The organism is Roseateles sp. GW821-FHT09B06 (assembly GCF_059418245.1).
In genome coordinates this window covers 36,323-52,433 of sequence record NZ_JBWKPM010000006.1, presented here as the reverse complement: position 1 = coordinate 52,433, position 16,111 = coordinate 36,323, and the positions used below count along the sequence as shown (strand labels likewise).

The following is a 16,111-nucleotide window of genomic DNA, read 5'->3' as shown; positions in this document are numbered from 1 at the left end:
CATTCCCGAGCGAGCGCCGCCGATCCGGCTTTGCCGGGCGGCTGGCGCTGCCCCCTTGAGGGGGCCGGTGAAGCCGGTAGGGGGGGCTCATTTCAGCGCCAGCAGGCGCTTGCGCACCGCGTAGATGTTGTTGCGCAGCGCATAGAGTTCCTCGGCATAGGACAGCGGCACCGCGATGCGGTGGGTCACGCGGTCCAGCTCGTCCAGCTCGTTCAGCAGGGCCTCGCGCTCGCCTTCCCCGGTCTCCAGCCTGGCCTCGACCTCGCGCAGCCGCGCATACCAGCGGAACACGCGCGAGCGCACGCGGAAGGTGTAGAGCGGCGGCACCACGCGCGACAGCGGCAGCATCAGCACCAGGAGGCCGCCGATCACCAGCCACATCCGTTCGAACAGATTGCCGGCCCAGAAGGGTAAATAGCGCGCCCAGGCCGGCGGCGTGCCGTTGATGGCGCGGTCGCCCTCGGCGCTGACCGGCAGCTCGCTGGTGCGGGTGTTCGGGAAGTCGCGCGCGCCGTTGAACCAGCCGGCATCGCTGTGCTGGCTCTGCGCCGTCTGGGCGAACAGCTGGCGCAGCGCCGGATGGGTCTGTTCGCGCGCCAGCAGCGCGGTGGTGGTGGCCAGCAGGGGCACGTCGCGCGGCGGCAGGTCGGTGGCCAGGTCCACCACGCCGCGCGGCAGGGTCACGGTGGACAGGAAGGGCAGGTGGCGGGCATAGGCCTCGTTCTGCTCGAAAGCCATCAGGGCTATGGCCGGATCGCGCAGCAGCTCGCGCACCAGGCTCGATTGCGGGGCCGAGATCATCACGGCGGCGTCGAGCCGGCCCTGGCGCAGCGCGGCGCCGGCGGCGCTCGGGTCCAGATGCATCAGGCGGAAATCGGCGGGCTTCAGCTGGTTGACGGCCAGCAGCCGCTCCATGATCTGTGGCACGCCGCTGCCGTCCTGGTCCACGTTGACGCGCAGGCCGCGCAACTGGGCGAGGCGCTGCAGCTCGCCCGGGGTCGCCGGGTTGCGGCGGGCCAGCTCGCGGCGGTAGAACACCCAGATCGGCTCGTAGAACAGGCTGCCCAGCGACACGATGCCGGCCTCCTGGTCGGCCACCGGATCGGCCATGCCGCCGCGCACGAAGCCCAGGTCGGCCGTGCCCGCGCGCAGATGGGCCAGGTCGTCCTGCGCGCCCTCGGTGGCGAGCAGCTCCACCTTGATGCCGTCGCGGGCCAGGGCCTTGGCATAGCGCTCGCCGAAATTCGCATAGGCGCTGCCGGCCGGGCCGGTGGCCAGTCTGACCTGGCGCGGCGGCTGCGGGTCCAGCCACCAGTAGGCGGCCACCAGCAGGCCGCCGCCGAGCAGCAGCAGCGGGCCCAGCGAGACCACCAGGTCGCGCAGCGTCTGCACCAGCAGCCGCAGACGGCGGGTGGCATGCCATTGCTGGAAGGAAGTCATGTCCGTTCTTTCTTTCTTGATCCGTTTTCTGTCCATTGCGGCCGGGCGGCCTCAAGGATAAATGCGCGGAACGGTCACCACTTGACGCGACGCCGTAACGGGCAGGGGCCTAAGATGCGTATATGAAGCTTGCCCTGATCGCCCATGACCACAAGAAGGACGCGATGGTGGAGTTGGCCACCGAGTTTGCGCCCTTCCTGAAGACCTGCAGCCTGATCGCCACCGGCACCACCGGCGGGCGCCTGCGCAGCGAGGCGGGGCTGGAGCATGTCGAATGCCTGCTCAGCGGCCCCTTGGGCGGCGACCTGCAGATCGGCGCGCGGCTGGCGATGGGCGAACTGGACGGCGTGATCTTCCTGCGCGACCCGATGACGCCACAGCCCCACGAGCCCGACATCAACGCGCTGGTGCGGGCCTGCGACGTGCACGATGTGCCCTGCGCGACCAATGTGGCGGGGGCGCGGGTGATGCTGCAGGCCTGGGCCGGCGAAACAGATGGCTGATTGACGCGACCCGACGTATTGCGACGAGTCTCGTGGCGTGCGTGCGGGACTCCCGTGCTGCTATCGGCGAGACAGGGGCTAAAAAAGTTCAGCCGTCAGCAACCAGCCGCCAACGCCTTCGCGATCCGGTGCCGCCCCACGGTGGTCTTGGGCGCGCGGCCGCCGAACCAGGCACGCACATCCTCGTCCAGACCGATGCCGTGCATGTAGTTGTAGATCGCCTTCTTCAGCGCGCGGCCCAGCGCATCGTGGTCGACGCCGCTCGGGTCGACGAAGCCGACATCGTTCTTCGCGAAGGGGCTGTCCGGCAGCGGCAGCAGCCGCACGCCGTACTCGGCCGGGTTCTGGCCCACCGGCGAATGCACGGTGCAGGCGAAGCGGTGGAAGAAGCCGCTGTGGATGCAGCCGTTGGCGAATAGCTGGCGCACATATTCCAGCGCGTCCACCGTGTCCTGCACGGTCTGGGTCGGGAAGCCGTACATCAGGTAGGCGTGCACCAGGATGCCGGCATCGGCGAAACCCTTGGTGACTCTGGCCACCTGGTCCACCGAGACGCCCTTCTTCATCAGCTGCAGGAGCCGGTCCGAGGCCACCTCCAGCCCGCCGGAGATGGCGATGCAGCCGCTGTCGGCCAGTTGTTGGCAGAGCTCGGGCGTGAAGGTCTTCTCGAAGCGGATATTGCCCCACCAGCTGATTGCGGAGCCGCGCTTCTCCAGCTCCTGGGCCAGCGCCTTCAGGGCCTTGGGCGGCGCCGCCTCGTCGACGAAATGGAAACCGGTCTGACCGGTCTCGGCAACGATGGCGTCGATGCGGTCCACCAGGGTGGTGGCCGAGGCGGCCTCGTAGCGCGAGATGTAGTCCAGTGACACGTCGCAGAAGCTGCACTTCTTCCAGTAGCAGCCATGGGCCACGGTCAGCTTGTTCCAGCGCCCGTCGCTCCACAGCCGGTTCATCGGGTTCAGCATGTCCAGGAGCGACAGGTACCGGTCCAACGGCAGGCCGTCCCAGGTGGGCGTGCCGACCTCGTCGAAGGGGATGTCGGGTTCGACGAAGTTGATGTAGCGGACCTCGGCATCCTCGCGCACGAAGGTGCGCACCAGGCGTTGGCGCGAGCGCTTGCCCTGCAGATGTTCCAGCAGCGCCAGCAGCGGCCGCTCGCCGGCGTCCAGGGTGACGAAGTCGATCTGGTCGAACAGGCGCGGCTCCTTCAGCTCGCGCAGCTCGGTGTTGACGAAGCCGCCACCCAGCACGGTGACGATCGCCGGGTCATGGGCCTTGATGGCCTGGGCGATGCGCAGCGCTGCGTAGACCGCGCCGGGGAAGGGCACGGACAGCAGCACGACCTCGGGCCGGTGCTTCGCGAGCGCGGCCAGGGTCAGGTCTTGCAAGTTGCGGTCCACCAGGTTCGGCGGCGCGGCCAGGGCCTGGGCCAGGGGCTCGAAGGTCGGCTGGGCGGTGGCCAGCTTCTCGGCATAGCGGACGAACTCGAAGCGCTCGTCCACCGCGTCGCGCAGCACGTCGGCCAGATCGTTCAGGTAGAGCGTGGCCAGATGCCGCGCGCGGTCCTGCAAGCCAAGGGCGCCGAAGGCCCAGGCCAGCGGGTCGCCGCCGTCCTCGTCGACATAGGCTTCCAGCGTTTCGAAGCGCGGGCCCTCGGGCAGGAAGCCGCGGGTGTTGATGCGGTGCGCCAGCGTCGCGTCACGGCCCTGCAGAAAGGCGATGGCCGGCGCGATGGTGGCGGCATAGCGTTCGTACTGCGCGGCGAAGCTGCGCACGCGCGCCGTGCGTTCGCCCTCGGGCAGGGCCGCCACGGCCGCGTGCAGCTGCGCCAGGCCTTCGCGCGAGAACAGGCGCAGCATCAGCGCCAGCGCCAGGTCCTCCTGCACCGCGGGCACGCCGCGCGAGCGCAGGAAGCCGGTCAGGTAGGCGGTCGAAGGGTAGGGCGTGTTCAGCTGCGTCATCGGCGGGATGACGGCGAGCACGCGCGGCGGGGAGGCGGACATCGGCAGGGGCGGGGAGGGCTGGCAGGGCGCGGCAGGAGCGCGTATTTTGCCAGCCGCCCTCTCGCCCTCTTCTACCCTCCGACGTAAACCCCTTCGCCATGCGGCGCGGCGCGGAATTCGGGCTGGGCCTCGGCCCAGGCGGAGAGCTCGGCCAGCGCCGGATGCGCGGCCGCCGGCACCAGCTCGGGATGCTTCTGCTGGGTGAAGAACCAGACCACGGCCGCGGTCAGGCCGGCGTCGTCCTGCGCATGGGGGCGGCCATGCAGTTCGGCCTCCAGCAGGCCGTAGGCCGTGCGCATCTGGCCGGTGACGCGTTCCAGCCAGGGCTCGTGCAGCTTCTCGGGCGGGCGCACATTGTGCTCGTAGACGATCTGCACGCTCTTCTCGCAGGCGGCCAGCGCGAGGCCGGTCAGGCGCAGCGAGCGCGCGTCGGCCGGCTGCAGGCGCTGTCCCGCCAGGCCTTCGGCGTACTGCAGGATCAGCGTGGAGTCCATCAGCACCGTGCCGTCGTCGCAGACCAAGCTGGGGGCCTTCAACACCGGATTGATCTTGCTGAATTCGGCGATGCCGCGGAACACCGAGACCGAACGGTGCGTGAACGGGAGGCCCAGGCGCTGCAGCGCGATCGCGACGCGGCGCACATAGGGCGAATCGAGCATGCCGATCAGTTGCATGGCCTTGGCCTCGGGATGGTGAAGCGCATAGGATAGCCGGCCATCCATCGAAGGGAGTCGTCGTGCAATACCGGACCCTGGGCAAGAGCCCGCTGCAAGTCTCCGCCCTGTGCCTGGGCACCATGATGTTCGCCGACCAGACCGATGCCGCCGAGGCGCGCTCCATCGTCGACCATGCGATGGAGCATGGCGTGAACTTCATCGACACCGCCGACGTCTACTCGCTGGGCCGCAGCGAAACAATGGTCGGCGAGCTGCTGCAGGGGCGGCGCCACGACTGGGTGCTGGCCACGAAGATCGGCAACAAGATGTCCGAGCGGCCCAACGAGCGCGGCTATTCGCGCGCCTGGGTGCAGCGCGAATGCGAGGCCAGCCTGCAGCGCCTGGGCACCGACCATATCGACCTCTACTACCTGCACCGCGACTTCCCGGGCCTGGACCTGGAGGAGCCGCTGCGCGCGATCGCCGCGCTGATCGAGCAGGGCAAGATCCGCTACTGGGGCCTGTCGAACTTCCGCGGCTGGCGCATCGCCGAGGCGGTGGCGCTGGCGCGCGCGCTGAACATGCCGCCGCCGGTGGCCTGCCAGCCCTACTACAACCTCCTGAACCGCCAGCCCGAGGTCGAGATCCTGGCCGCCTGCGCGCATTTCGGTCTGGGCGTCGTGCCCTACAGCCCGATCGCGCGCGGCGTGCTCTCGGGCAAGTACGCGCCGGGCGCGCAGCCGGCCGAGGGCTCGCGCGCCGGCCGCGGTGACAGGCGCATGCTCGAAACCGAATTCCGCGAGGAGTCGCTGGTGATCGCGCAGACCCTGAAGGCGCATTGCGAGACCAGGGGCCTGGGCCTGGCGCATTTCGCCACCGCCTGGGTGCTGGCGCACCGCGCGGTCAGCGCCGTGATCGCCGGTCCGCGCACCCTGGCGCAGTGGCAGGACTATTTCGCCGCGCTCGACTGCCGGATCGACGATGCCGACGAGGCCCTGGTCGACCGCCTGGTGCCGCCCGGCCATCCGTCGACGCCGGGCTATCTGGATCCGGCCTATCCGATCGAAAAGCGACGCGCTTGAGCGAGTGAGCCGGCAACGCCCGCGGATCCTCCGGCTAGTAATGCGGCGGCAATTCCTCGCGCAGGCTGCGCATGGTCGGGCCGCCCTCGCCCGGGCCCTGCTGCTTGAGCTCCGTCAGTTGCCGCGCCAGCAGCTCGATCTGCTGCTGCTGACGCGCCACGATCTCGTTGAGCGTGTCGACCAGGTCCTCGGTGAAGCTGGCCTTGATCTCCAGCTCGGTGATGCGTTGCTCCAGGGCTTGTGCGGTATCCATGGCTGTATTGGACGCTATTCGCGCCTTGCGGGTCGATTCCGCGCCATCATGGCGGCCCTGATCCCTGATCCGTCTTGAGAGACCGAGCGATGCTGCAACTGCGCCCCAACTGCGAATGCTGCGATGTGGACCTGCCGCCCGAGTCCGGCGCGGCGCGCATCTGCAGCTTTGAATGCACCTTCTGCGCCACCTGTGCCGAGCAGCGCCTGGCCGGCACCTGCCCCAACTGCGGCGGCGAGTTGCTGCCGCGCCCGCGCCGGCCGGCCGCCAAGCTGGCCAGGTTCCCGGCCTCCACCGAGCGGGTGCTGAAGCCGCACCCGGGCTGCGCCGCGGGCTAGGACCGGCGCGGCGGCACTCAGCCGCCGATCACGCCGCAGGCCACGCGCGCGCCGCCGCCGCCCAGCGGGGCCGGGTGATCGGCATGGTTGTCGCCGCCGGCATGCAGCATCAGCGCGCGGTTCAGCACATCGGCCAGCTTCAGCCGCGGGCCCAGCACCGGCTGCTGCGCCGAACCGTCGGCCGCCACGTACAGCGGCGGCAGATCGCCCAGATGGCCGTCGCCCCAGGGCTCGCCATGCTTCTTGCTGCCGGCGGGGTCTAGATGGCCGCCGGCCGCCAGCGCCGGCACCTTGGCGCCGTTCTGCTCGCCGGGGGCGCAGGACGGCTTCTCGTGGACATGGAAGCCATGCAGCCCGGGCACCAGGCCGCTCAGGGCCGGATAGAAGGCCAGGCCATGGGGCGTCTCGACGATGCGCACGCTGCCGACGCCGGCACCTTCGCCGTCGGGGCCGGCCATCTTCAGCGGCACGCTGCGTTCGGCGGCGAGCGCCGGGGCGGCGGCCAGCAGGCAAAGGAGTGGCAGGACGAGAAGGCTGCGGGGCATGGTGGTTCCTGGGGATGGGGTGGACGGCGGATTCTGGCGCGAATGCAAGGTCGGCCGCTCCCTCAACTTGGGGATGCGGCCGCGCCCTGGTATTCGCCGCGCCGTCGGCGAGGTCCTCCCAGTCCAGTTCGCCGAGGCCCAGCGGCGCCGGCATAGCCCCGGCCGTCTTAATACAAACGAAACACGCGCCTGACCTGGCGGAAATCGGGCTGCGACACCGCGCGGCGACAGTAGGTCCATACCCGCTTCCCGTCGAGGAGCCCGCCATGCCCACATTGCCTCGGCCGATGCCGCGCAGCGAAGCCTTTGTCGAAGACCTGCCGGAGGCGGACCATGGCCTGCCCGTCTGGACCGGTTCCGCGCGCATCGAGGCGCTGCTGGGCCTGCTGCCGCTGTGCATCGCCCTGCTCGGATTCGCCTTCGCGCTGCTCTGAGCGCTCCGGCAGGGCCGGAAGGCGCGCTCCATGGCGCGCCGAGCGTGAATTCTTCGCGTGGCCGGCGCCAGGCTTGTAAGCGCGCGCCGCCCGGCCGCCCGGCGTCGCTTGTAACGGTTAGTATCGACGCCCTACACAGATTCAAGGCACACCCGGTCTGAAAAGCGGGGTCGCAAAGCCTCCGGTCTAACGCCCCCGGCATGCGCCAGGGGCCATGACAGCGGGGTTGCCGGTGTCGGCGCGTGCGCGCCGTCCGCGCTTTGCGCCCGCTCGGGCCCGCCCGCAGCTCATGAGCGCCTCCCTGCACTCGCTTCTTGCGCCCCCCGCGCCGGCCCGGCCGCGGCGTTTCAGCGGCCGTCATCTGATGCGTCAGATCCTCGCTCCCGTGCTGGTGGTGATGCTGGCCATCGCGCTGCTGCTGGGCTTCTCCGCCCGTCAGCAGCTCAGCCGCAGCGAGCTGCTCCAGGGGGGCGAGCTCAAGCGCCAGGCCCAGGGCTTGTGGCTGCGCCTGGCGGAGGACGAGGCCAGGCGCCTGCGCTGGCTGGCCCAGCAGGCCGAGGCCAACCCGGCGCTGCAGCGCGCCATGCGCAGCGGCGACGGCGTGGCCCTGCTGGCGGCGGCGCGCAGCGAATACGGCCTGATGCGGCGCGAGTCCGGCCTCAGCCATTTCGCCTTCATCGATGCGCAGCAGAGCGTGGTGCTGCGCCTGCACGATCCGGCGCTGAGCGGCGACCGCGTGCAGCGCCCGGTGCTGGCCGAGGCGATGCGCCTGAACGCGCCGGCCGAGGGCTGGGAGCAGGCCAAGACCGGCGTGCCGGTGCTGCGCCATGTGCGGCCCTGGTGGGTCGACGGCCAGCTGCTGGGCTATCTGGAGCTGGGCACCGAGCTGGGCTGGTTCGCGCGCCGCCTGGGGGATCTGCTGTCGCAGGAGGTGATCGCCGCGGTGCACAAGCGCCATGGCCGGGCCGAGGCCTTCGCCTATGGCAAGGCCCTGCTGGGCCTGGCCGGCAACTGGGACGACCATGCCGAGCTGGCCCTGGTGCACAACAGCCTGCCGGCCCTGCCGATGGCGCTGCTGGAGCCCTGGGAGCAACTGGCGGGCGGCGGCGAGGACCCCGGCGTGCTCGAACTGCACGACGGCCGGCGCATCTGGTTGGCCAGCCTGCTGGGCGTGCACGACCGCCAGGGCCGCCCGCTCGCCTCGCTGGCCCTGCTGAAAGATGTCAGCGCCGAGCGCGCGGCGGCCGAGCGCCGCTGGGCCTGGATGGGCGGGCTGTGCGGCACGCTGGTGGCGGCCCTGCTGGTCGGGCTGTACTGGCGCGTGCGCCGGGTCGCGCGCGTCCTGTCGCGCGCCGACCGGGCGCTGCGCGCCAACGAGCAGCGCTTTCACGACTTCGCCACCGCGGCGGGCGACTGGTGGTTCTGGGAGCTGGATGAACAGCTGCGCTTCAGCTATGTCTCGCCCAACAGCGTGCACGCCACCGGCCGAGCGGTGGACGCCCTGCTGGGGCGCGGCGCGCGCGAGCTGATGGCGGGCCTGCCCGAGGGCGAGGACCGCGCCTGGGTGCCCTATCTGCAGGCGCTGGAGCAGCGCCGGGCGGTCGAGCAGTTCGAGTTCCGCCTGCCCGAGCCGGACGGCAGCTGGCGCTGGATCAAGATCTCCGGCCTGCCGGTGTTCGGCGAGGACGGCGGCTTCCTGGGCTACCGCGGCACCGGCAACAACGTCACGGCGCGCAAGCAGTCCGAGCTGGAGCTGCGCCTGGCGGCCACCGCCTTCGAGGCCCAGGAAGGCATGTTCATCACCGACGCCGGGCGCCGCATCCTGCGCGTCAACAAGGCCTTCAGCGCGATCACCGGCTACAGCGCCGCGGAGGCCGTCGGTCACACGCCGGCCCTGCTGAGTTCGGGCCACCATGGGCCGGACTACATCGACGAGGTCGCCGCCCTGGTGGCGCGCCAGGGGCACTGGCAGGGCGAGATCATGAGCCGGCGCAAGAACGGCGAGGTCTATCCGCAATGGCTGACCCTGTCGGCGGTACACGATGCCGAGGGCGCGATCAGCCATTGCGTCGGCCTGTTCAGCGACATCACCGCGCGCAAGGCCGCCGAGGCCGAGATCGAGCGCCTGGCCTTCTACGATCCGCTGACCGGCCTGCCGAACCGGCGCCTGCTGCTGGACCGGCTGCAGCGCGCGCTGGCCGCCGCGCAGCGCGGCGGCCGCCATGGCGCGCTGCTGCTGATCGATCTGGACAATTTCAAGACCCTGAACGACACCCAGGGCCACGACCTCGGCGACCTGCTGCTGAAGCGGGTGGCCGAGCGGCTCTCGCCCTGCGTGCGCAAGAGCGACACGGTGGCGCGCCTGGGCGGCGACGAGTTCGTCGTCGTGCTCGACGAACTCAGCGAGGACGGCCATAGCGCCGCCGTCGAGGCCCAGGCGGTGGGCGCCAAGCTGCTGAAGCTGCTGACCGAGCCCTACGAGCTGCCGGGCGTCGAGCACCACAGCACCGCCAGCATCGGCATCGCGCTGTTCGGCCCCGCCACGTCGGGGCCCGACGACGCGATGAAGCAGGCCGACCTGGCGATGTACCAGAGCAAGGCCGCCGGTCGCAACGCGATCCGCTTCTTCGATCCGGCCATGCAGAGCGCGGCCAGCGCACGCGCCACGCTCGATGCCGAGATGCGCCGCGGTCTGCAGCGTGGCGAGTTCCGGCTGTTCTACCAGGCCCAGGTCGACGCCCGGGGCGCCCTGACCGGCGCCGAGGCCCTGCTGCGCTGGCAGCACCCGGTGCGCGGCCTGGTGTCGCCGCTGGAGTTCATTGCGGCGGCCGAGCAGAGCGGGCTGATCCTGCCGCTGGGCCAATGGGTGCTGGACGAGGCCTGCCGGCAACTGGCCGAATGGGCGCACCGGCCGGCGCTGGCCGGGCTCACGCTCTCGATCAATGTCTCGGCGCGGCAGTTCCAGCAACCCGACTTCGTCACCCGCGTGCAGGGCGTGCTGGCGCGCAGCGGCGCTCCCTCGCAGCACCTGAAGCTGGAGCTGACGGAGAGCCTGCTGATGGACGATGTCGAGGGCGTGATCGCCAAGATGAATGCGCTGCAGGCCTGCGGCGTCGGCTTTGCGCTCGACGATTTCGGCATCGGCTATTCCTCGCTGAACTACCTGCGCCGCCTGCCGCTGGAGCAGCTGAAGATCGACCAGAGCTTCGTGCGCAATGTGCTGACCGAGAAGCACGACGCGGCCATCGTGCGCACCATCGTCGCGCTGGCCCAGAGCCTCGGGCTGGAGGTGCTGGCCGAGGGCGTGGAGACCGAGGCGCAGCGCGCCTTCCTGCTGAACCAGGGCTGCGCGGCCCACCAGGGCTTTCTGTTCAGCCGGCCTCTGCCGCTGGCGGAGTTTGAGCGCCTGCCATCAGCGCGATCAGCTCCTTGAGGAAGTCCAGCGCCTCCTCGGGCGTGGCGAAGTAGTACTCGCCGCCCAGATCGGCGGCATCGCCGTCGGGCCCGACATGCACCACCGCCCAGCCCTCGGCCCCGCCGCCGATCGCGCAGATGCCGAAGCTGCCGGGCGCCAGCTCGCGGGCGCTGCCGGCGGTGACGAAGATGTCGCGGCCGAGGTGGGAGTGGTAGCGTTTCATCATGGGTGGCGGATTCTCTCAGCCCCTGGGCCACAGCGCCCACAGGCGCAGGGCCTGCTTGGTCCGCGAGGCGCGCGTTTCGGCCTCGGCGCCCCAGCCCCAGAAATAGTCGGCGCGCACCGCGCCAACGATGCCGCTGCCGGTGTCCTGCGCCATCACCAGGCGGCGCAGCGGCACCGTGCTCAGCGGCTCGGTGGCGTCGAGCCACAGCGGCGTGCCGTAGGGGATGCTGGCGCGGTCCACCGCGATCGAGCGGCTCGGCGTCAGCGCCACGCCCTGGGCGCCGCGCGGGCCCAGGTTCGGGTCGGGCAGCGGCTCCTCGCGGAAAAACACATAGCGCGGATTGCTCCACAGCAGCTCGTTGAGCCGCTGCGGGTTGCGCCGTGCCCAGTCGCGCACCGCCGCGCGTGGCGCGGCCGGGCCCTCGCGCCATTCTCCCAAGGCGGCGAGCGCGCGGCCCAGCGGCTGCAGCGGCTGGTCGTTGTGGCCGGCGAAGGCCATGCGCAGCCAGCGCGGTTCGCCGCCCGCATCGGCCAGCCGCACCCGGCCCGAGCCCTGCAGCTGCAGGATCTGCAGGTCGATCGGGTCCTCGATATAGACCAGCGCGCGCATGCGGGCGCGCAGCGGCTCGCTGTCGATCTGCTGGCGCGTGTAATAGGGTCGGCGCTGCTGCAGATCCGGCGGCGCTGCCAGCAACGGCACCAGGAAGGCGCCGCCGGGCTGGCGGCGTGCCTCCAGCTCGGGCTCGAAATAGCCGGTCAGCAGGCCCTGAGCCTCGCCCTCCAGGCTCTCGACCCGGTAGGGTTGCAGATGCTTGATCAGCCACAGATGGGCCTCCAGATCGTCGGCCGGCGCCTGCCGCGCGGCGCGCGCGCACAGCTCGGCCCAGCCCGGCGCGGGACGGGCGCAGCCGCGCAGCAGGGCCGGCCACAGCTCGGCCGCGCGGTCCTCGCCCCAGCCGGGCAGCTCGCTCCAGTCCGCCGCCACCCAGCGCGAGCGCTCGCGCTGCAGCACGGCGCGGGAGGTCTCGGCGCCGGGCAGGGCGGCGGGGCGGGACGGCGTGACGGCCGGCGGCGGGGAATCGAGCGGCGGCAGCGGCGTCGTCGAGCAGGCGGCCAGCAGGCCTAGAATCGCCGCCGCCAGGAAGCTACGCGAGGAAGGCTGAGTCATGGGAGTTCTGTTGCTGGAGGCCTTGGGCGCGCTGGCCCTGCTGGTGTTCATCGTCTGGTGGACCATGTTCTCGGGCCGCAAGGGCGGCGAGCGCCCCGAGGACGCCCGCCAGGATGGCGACCCTAAGGCTTAGGCGCGTCCGGGGCCGTCCTCGGCGGCAGGAAGAAGCTGCGCGGCTGCTGCAGCAGGCGCCGCCAGATCGCGCGGCTGACGCGCGCGCGATCGGCCAGCTGGATGCCGCGCGAGCGCAGCGCCACCTTGAATGCCAGATGGAAGCTGACGCTCAGGTTCAAGAGGCCGGTCAGCGGGATCGCGGCGACGCACCACCAGAATCCCGGCTGGTGCAGCACCTGCCAGCCCAGCGCGCCGGCGGCCGCGGCGATCTGGCCGGTGGACAGGGTGACATGGCGCACCTCGATCGGCAGCGCGAAGAAGCCCAGCAGGGCCGGCACCAGACCCAGCATCAGGCCCAGCGAGATATTGGCGGCCAGGCCCGAGATGTTGGCGCGCCACCAGGCGGCCCAGCGCTGCGCGCGCGCCTGGCCCAGGCGCGCGACGATGCGCGGGTTCCAGGCGATCGCCGCTTCCAGCCGGTAGAACACGAACCAGTTCTCCACCCAGCCGGCGATCAGGCTGCTGGCAAACAGCAGCACGCCGGTGAAGGCGGCGAACAGCAGGGTGGGGCCCAGCAGGGTCAGCGAATGCAGCACATGCTCGGCCTCCTTGACGCCGATCAGCGGCGCGCCGAACAGCTGCCGGGCGAGCAACTGGATGCCCAGCACGAGGGGCGCCACCAGGGCCAGATTGCCGACGATGCCGGCCATCTGCGAGCGCAGCAGATGCGCCACCTCATCGACGAAGTCCTGCAGGCCATGCTCGTCGTCGATGTCGGTCAGCTTGCTGGCCATGGCCGGCGCGGTCATCGCCGGCTGCTTGGTGGCCACGGTCCAGTGCAGCAGATGGATCAGCACGAAGCTGAGCGCGTAATTGGCGCCGGCCCAGAAGCCGGCCCAGAAGGCCGACAGCGACAGCGCCATCACCGCGAACTTGACGAAGGTGGTGCCGGCGATCACCGCGCCGCCGCCGGCCGCGCGCCTGAGCATGTCGCGGTACTCGGTGGCGTCGCGGGTGATGTAGTGCTCGCCGGTCTCGGCGCTGCGCTCGGCCACCTTGCGCGCCAGCAGCGAGTAATGGCGCGCGAACAGGGTGCGCACGCTGCGGCGCGCCTGCACCACGCCCACCAGGCTGGCCGTCAGGCGCGCCAGCTCGCGCCGCGGCTGCGGCGACACCAGGCAGTCCAGCAGGGCCTCGATGCGGCGCAGCCGCTCCAGCAACTGCTCGACCTCGAACATGATGTCCACCGAGACGCCATAGTCCTCCAGATGGCGCGGCACGCTCAAGGCCGCCTGGCGGCAGGTGTCCAGCAGCACGCGCAGGTACTGCAGGGCGGGCAGGAGCGCCGCCGTGTCGTCGGCCTGCAGGGCCTCGGCGAAGCGCTCGCTGGCGCCCGCGAGTTGGGCGAAGGGCTTGAGGGCCAGCAGCTCGACATCCATGCGCTGCCGCAGCGGGCCCGACAGGCCGGCCGCACGCACGCCGCTGATCAGCACGGTCAGCCCGTGCAGCATCGGCTCGCGCCAGATGCCGCTGCCGGGCATGGCCTGGGCGAACAGGGCCGCCAGCCGGGCCAGCAGCTCGTCGTCGAGCGCGGCCAGCCAGGCCTCGTCCTCGGGGGTCGGGAAGAACAGGCCGAACAGATCGCCGAGCTGGTTGGTGTCGACGGTGTCGGGCAGGGCGCGCTGGCGCAGCCGGTGCAGGAACTCGCTCCACAGCGCCATGCGCGGCGCGAAGCCGACGTCGGCGAACAGGCCCTCGGCATGCACGTCGCGCCACACCGAACCCAGCATCGCGGCGAAGCGCTGCGCATGCTCGGGGTTGCGCTCCAGCATATTGAGCAGGTGCTTCAGGCGCAGCAGGGGCAGCGGCCGGCCGGGCTCGGCGCCGGCCGTCTCGTCGCTTCCGGCCTTGGGGCGGCGCAGCCATTCCAGCAGGCGCACCAGCCAGAGGTTGCGCGCGGCCAGTTCGGCGCGCGGGTCGGCAGCGTTGAGGAGGGCGGTCAGGTCCCAGCCCTGGGGTTCGGAGGACTTGCCTCGCATCAATGCAGGCTGCCGGAATCGGCCAACAGGAACTCGGGCACGGTGGCGTAGAAGATCTCGGCCTGCTCGGTGACGCACAGGTAGCGCCCCTGCATGCTGCCCTGCGGCGTGGCGATCTGGGCCCAGGAGCTGTACTGGAACTTCTGGCCGGGCGCCAGCAGCGGCTGGTGGCCGACCACGGCCAGGCCCTGCACCTCCTGCACATGGCCCTTGGCATCGGTGATCTGCCAGTGGCGTGCCACCAGCTGGGCGCTGATGTCGCCGGTGTTCTCGATCGTGATGGTGTAGCTGAAGGCGTACAGGCCCAGCTCGGCTTGGGTCTGCTCGGGCAGGGGCTGGACGACAGCGCTGCAGCGGAATTGCGGATGAGCCATGGTTCATTCTATGAGGCCGGGCGCGGCGGCGAAGGCGCTATGCTTCGCGCATGCCGCCGTGCCAGGATAAATAGATCGAGGATGACAAGCGCATCGCGCACTCGCCGGAGATTCACCCAGGGCCTGTTCACCCAGGGTTTGCTGAACCTGCTGCTCGCGCCGGCCCTGCCGGCGCTGGCCGAGGAGCCCGTGGCCGTGCTGCGCACCGCGTCGCAGGACTCGGCACCGGTCAAGTATGCGTTCGGCAACCCGGCCCGCCCGGGGCTGTGCGCCGAGCTGCTGCAGGCCATCGAGCGGCTGGACCCGACGCTGCAGTTCAGTGGCCAGGGCCGCCTGCTGCCGCTGCGCCGCATCGAGCGCATGCTGGCCCAGCGCGAGATCGACGTGTTCCTATGCCTGATCCGTTCGCCCGAACGCCAGCGCCAATGGGACTATCTGCCGGTGCCGCTCTATCCGATCCGGCATCGCGTGGTGCAGCGCAGCGACGACGCGACCGAACTGGCCGGCTGGCCCGAGCTGCGCGAGCTGGGGCGCCGCAAGCCCGTGCTGGTGGCCCAGGGCTCGGTGCTGGCCTACGCGCTGAGCGAGGCTCAGGTGCCGCACAGCGATGCGGCGCGCAACGATGCCGAGGCCCTGCGCATGCTGCTGCTGGGCCGTGCCGACGCGGTCTATGCGCAGGACATGGCGCTGCTGCCGCTGCTGCGCGAGCCCGAGTTCGCCGGCCGGCTGCGCCTGGCCCCGATGGTGTTCCAGGAGGAGGCGCAATACGCGGCGGTGGCGCGCGGCCTGGACCCGGCCATCGCGCAGCGCCTGACCCGGGCCTTGCAGAGCCTGGAGCGCGAGGGCCGGCTGCGTGCGCTGGCCGACAAATACCGACAACCATGACTTCGATGAATCACTATCTCGCCGCCGATGGGCGGCCGCGCTGCTCCTGGTGCGCCGCGGCCGCCGACTGGGCGCCCTATCTGCATTACCACGACACCGAATGGGGCTTCCCGGTGGCCGAGGACCGGCGCCTGTTCGAGAAGCTGTGCCTGGAGGGCTTCCAGAGCGGCCTGTCCTGGCGCACCATCCTGGCCAAGCGCGAGGCCTTCCGTGCCGGCTTCGCCAATTTCGAGATCGAGCGGGTGGCGCGCTTCGGCGCGGCCGATGTGCAGCGCCTGCTGCAGGATGCCGGCATCGTGCGGCACCGCGGCAAGATCGAGGCGGCGATCAACAACGCCCACCGCGCGCTGGAGCTGATCGCGGAGCAGGGCTCGCTGGCGGCCTATATCTGGCGCTTCGAACCGGCGGCGGGCAGCGAGGCCGAGCATCTGGGCCAGACCGAGTCGCCGGCCTCCCGGGCCTTGTCCAAGGACCTGAAGCAGCGCGGCTGGAAGTTCGTCGGCCCCACGACCATGCATGCCTTTATGCAGTCGATGGGTCTGATCAACGACCATACGCCGGGCTGTGTCGTGCATGCCGAAGTTCGCGCGGCGCGCCGGGGTTTCAGCAGGCCCAAACCCTAGAATTGCGGCCTGTT

At 70.9% G+C, this 16,111-nt stretch carries 17 protein-coding genes and 1 riboswitch; of the genes, 8 read left to right on the top strand and 9 right to left on the bottom strand.

Features of this window, described 5'->3' with window-relative positions; genetic code table 11:
• Positions 1–87: 87 nt before the first annotated feature.
• Positions 88–1,440 (bottom strand): TAXI family TRAP transporter solute-binding subunit, encoded by a 1,353-nt coding sequence (locus tag AC07OQ_RS07330; protein ID WP_495052447.1) that lies wholly within the window; start codon positions 1,438–1,440, stop codon positions 88–90.
• A 122-nt stretch (positions 1,441–1,562) separates the two neighbouring features.
• On the opposite strand from AC07OQ_RS07330, the gene AC07OQ_RS07325 reads away from it, so the two are divergent.
• Positions 1,563–1,943, top strand: a complete 381-nt coding sequence (locus AC07OQ_RS07325) for a methylglyoxal synthase (protein WP_495052446.1) — start codon at positions 1,563–1,565, stop codon at positions 1,941–1,943.
• A gap of 95 nt (positions 1,944–2,038) precedes the next feature.
• Here AC07OQ_RS07325 and AC07OQ_RS07320 read toward each other — a convergent pair whose 3' ends face one another.
• Positions 2,039–3,946 (bottom strand): B12-binding domain-containing radical SAM protein, encoded by a 1,908-nt coding sequence (locus AC07OQ_RS07320; protein WP_495052445.1) that lies wholly within the window; start codon positions 3,944–3,946, stop codon positions 2,039–2,041.
• Between the two features lie 71 nt (positions 3,947–4,017).
• The gene (locus tag AC07OQ_RS07315) at positions 4,018–4,620 is read right to left on the bottom strand and encodes a glutathione S-transferase (RefSeq protein ID WP_495052444.1); all 603 of its coding nucleotides are present in this window, start codon (positions 4,618–4,620) and stop codon (positions 4,018–4,020) included.
• Positions 4,621–4,682: 62 nt separating this feature from the next.
• Here AC07OQ_RS07315 and AC07OQ_RS07310 point away from each other — a divergent pair, with 62 nt between their 5' ends.
• Positions 4,683–5,684 (top strand): aldo/keto reductase, encoded by a 1,002-nt coding sequence (locus AC07OQ_RS07310; protein WP_495052443.1) that lies wholly within the window; start codon positions 4,683–4,685, stop codon positions 5,682–5,684.
• A gap of 34 nt (positions 5,685–5,718) precedes the next feature.
• Here the strand turns inward: AC07OQ_RS07310 and AC07OQ_RS07305 are convergent, their stop codons facing one another.
• Positions 5,719–5,937: a SlyX family protein gene (locus AC07OQ_RS07305; RefSeq protein WP_495052442.1), complete on the bottom strand. Its 219-nt coding sequence runs from the start codon at positions 5,935–5,937 to the stop codon at positions 5,719–5,721.
• 89 nt (positions 5,938–6,026) lie between these two features.
• On the opposite strand from AC07OQ_RS07305, the gene AC07OQ_RS07300 reads away from it, so the two are divergent.
• Positions 6,027–6,275, top strand: coding sequence for a DUF1272 domain-containing protein (locus tag AC07OQ_RS07300; RefSeq protein ID WP_495052441.1), 249 nt, complete (start codon positions 6,027–6,029; stop codon positions 6,273–6,275).
• Between the two features lie 17 nt (positions 6,276–6,292).
• Here AC07OQ_RS07300 and sodC read toward each other — a convergent pair whose 3' ends face one another.
• Positions 6,293–6,820, bottom strand: a complete 528-nt coding sequence (gene sodC / locus AC07OQ_RS07295; RefSeq protein WP_495052440.1) for a superoxide dismutase [Cu-Zn] SodC — start codon at positions 6,818–6,820, stop codon at positions 6,293–6,295.
• A gap of 266 nt (positions 6,821–7,086) precedes the next feature.
• Between sodC and AC07OQ_RS07290 the strand changes: the two genes are divergently transcribed.
• Both AC07OQ_RS07290 and AC07OQ_RS07285 read left to right on the top strand, forming a co-directional pair.
• The gene (locus tag AC07OQ_RS07290; protein ID WP_495052439.1) at positions 7,087–7,254 is read left to right on the top strand and encodes a hypothetical protein; all 168 of its coding nucleotides are present in this window, start codon (positions 7,087–7,089) and stop codon (positions 7,252–7,254) included.
• A 135-nt stretch (positions 7,255–7,389) separates the two neighbouring features.
• A riboswitch (cyclic di-GMP riboswitch) is annotated at positions 7,390–7,488 on the top strand.
• 130 nt (positions 7,489–7,618) lie between these two features.
• Positions 7,619–10,687 (top strand): bifunctional diguanylate cyclase/phosphodiesterase, encoded by a 3,069-nt coding sequence (locus tag AC07OQ_RS07285; protein ID WP_495052438.1) that lies wholly within the window; start codon positions 7,619–7,621, stop codon positions 10,685–10,687.
• Here AC07OQ_RS07285 and AC07OQ_RS07280 read toward each other — a convergent pair.
• Both AC07OQ_RS07280 and mltA read right to left on the bottom strand, forming a co-directional pair.
• Positions 10,626–10,895, bottom strand: coding sequence for a hypothetical protein (locus AC07OQ_RS07280; protein WP_495052437.1), 270 nt, complete (start codon positions 10,893–10,895; stop codon positions 10,626–10,628). The genes AC07OQ_RS07285 and AC07OQ_RS07280 overlap by 62 nt on opposite strands.
• Before the next feature lie 15 nt (positions 10,896–10,910).
• Entirely contained in the window at positions 10,911–12,062 is a 1,152-nt protein-coding gene (gene mltA / locus AC07OQ_RS07275) for a murein transglycosylase A (RefSeq protein ID WP_495052436.1), read from the bottom strand.
• On the opposite strand from mltA, the gene AC07OQ_RS07270 reads away from it, so the two are divergent.
• Positions 12,061–12,195, top strand: coding sequence for a hypothetical protein (locus tag AC07OQ_RS07270; protein ID WP_495052435.1), 135 nt, complete (start codon positions 12,061–12,063; stop codon positions 12,193–12,195). The genes mltA and AC07OQ_RS07270 overlap by 2 nt on opposite strands.
• On the opposite strand, the gene tlpB is transcribed toward AC07OQ_RS07270, so the two are convergent.
• Together tlpB and apaG are read right to left on the bottom strand one after the other, a co-directional pair.
• Complete coding sequence (gene tlpB, locus AC07OQ_RS07265; RefSeq protein ID WP_495052434.1) at positions 12,185–14,215, bottom strand: transporter-like protein TlpB; 2,031 nt, start codon at positions 14,213–14,215, stop codon at positions 12,185–12,187. The genes AC07OQ_RS07270 and tlpB overlap by 11 nt on opposite strands.
• On the bottom strand, positions 14,215–14,589 hold the full coding sequence (apaG, locus tag AC07OQ_RS07260; RefSeq protein ID WP_495052433.1) for a Co2+/Mg2+ efflux facilitator ApaG/CorD: 375 nt from the start codon (positions 14,587–14,589) through the stop codon (positions 14,215–14,217). The genes tlpB and apaG overlap by 1 nt, the downstream gene beginning before the upstream one ends.
• An 81-nt stretch (positions 14,590–14,670) precedes the next feature.
• Between apaG and AC07OQ_RS07255 the strand changes: the two genes are divergently transcribed.
• Both AC07OQ_RS07255 and AC07OQ_RS07250 read left to right on the top strand, forming a co-directional pair.
• A complete protein-coding gene (locus tag AC07OQ_RS07255) occupies positions 14,671–15,474 on the top strand; it encodes a substrate-binding periplasmic protein (RefSeq protein ID WP_495052432.1) in 804 nt (267 codons plus the stop codon).
• Entirely contained in the window at positions 15,471–16,097 is a 627-nt protein-coding gene (locus AC07OQ_RS07250; RefSeq protein ID WP_495052431.1) for a DNA-3-methyladenine glycosylase I, read from the top strand. Before AC07OQ_RS07255 ends, AC07OQ_RS07250 begins: the two co-directional genes overlap by 4 nt.
• Positions 16,098–16,111: the final 14 nt, after the last annotated feature.

Coding starts and splice junctions, on each gene's coding strand:
- AC07OQ_RS07330 (WP_495052447.1), bottom strand. CDS start 1,440: ATGACTTCCTTCCAGCAATGGCATGCCACCCGCCGTCTGCGGCTGCTG.
- AC07OQ_RS07325 (WP_495052446.1), top strand. CDS start 1,563: ATGAAGCTTGCCCTGATCGCCCATGACCACAAGAAGGACGCGATGGTG.
- AC07OQ_RS07320 (WP_495052445.1), bottom strand. CDS start 3,946: ATGTCCGCCTCCCCGCCGCGCGTGCTCGCCGTCATCCCGCCGATGACG.
- AC07OQ_RS07315 (WP_495052444.1), bottom strand. CDS start 4,620: ATGCAACTGATCGGCATGCTCGATTCGCCCTATGTGCGCCGCGTCGCG.
- AC07OQ_RS07305 (WP_495052442.1), bottom strand. CDS start 5,937: ATGGATACCGCACAAGCCCTGGAGCAACGCATCACCGAGCTGGAGATC.
- AC07OQ_RS07300 (WP_495052441.1), top strand. CDS start 6,027: ATGCTGCAACTGCGCCCCAACTGCGAATGCTGCGATGTGGACCTGCCG.
- sodC (WP_495052440.1), bottom strand. CDS start 6,820: ATGCCCCGCAGCCTTCTCGTCCTGCCACTCCTTTGCCTGCTGGCCGCC.
- AC07OQ_RS07290 (WP_495052439.1), top strand. CDS start 7,087: ATGCCCACATTGCCTCGGCCGATGCCGCGCAGCGAAGCCTTTGTCGAA.
- AC07OQ_RS07285 (WP_495052438.1), top strand. CDS start 7,619: ATGCGTCAGATCCTCGCTCCCGTGCTGGTGGTGATGCTGGCCATCGCG.
- AC07OQ_RS07280 (WP_495052437.1), bottom strand. CDS start 10,895: ATGATGAAACGCTACCACTCCCACCTCGGCCGCGACATCTTCGTCACC.
- AC07OQ_RS07270 (WP_495052435.1), top strand. CDS start 12,061: ATGGGAGTTCTGTTGCTGGAGGCCTTGGGCGCGCTGGCCCTGCTGGTG.
- mltA (WP_495052436.1), bottom strand. CDS start 12,062: ATGACTCAGCCTTCCTCGCGTAGCTTCCTGGCGGCGGCGATTCTAGGC.
- tlpB (WP_495052434.1), bottom strand. CDS start 14,215: ATGCGAGGCAAGTCCTCCGAACCCCAGGGCTGGGACCTGACCGCCCTC.
- apaG (WP_495052433.1), bottom strand. CDS start 14,589: ATGGCTCATCCGCAATTCCGCTGCAGCGCTGTCGTCCAGCCCCTGCCC.
- AC07OQ_RS07255 (WP_495052432.1), top strand. CDS start 14,671: ATGACAAGCGCATCGCGCACTCGCCGGAGATTCACCCAGGGCCTGTTC.
- AC07OQ_RS07250 (WP_495052431.1), top strand. CDS start 15,471: ATGACTTCGATGAATCACTATCTCGCCGCCGATGGGCGGCCGCGCTGC.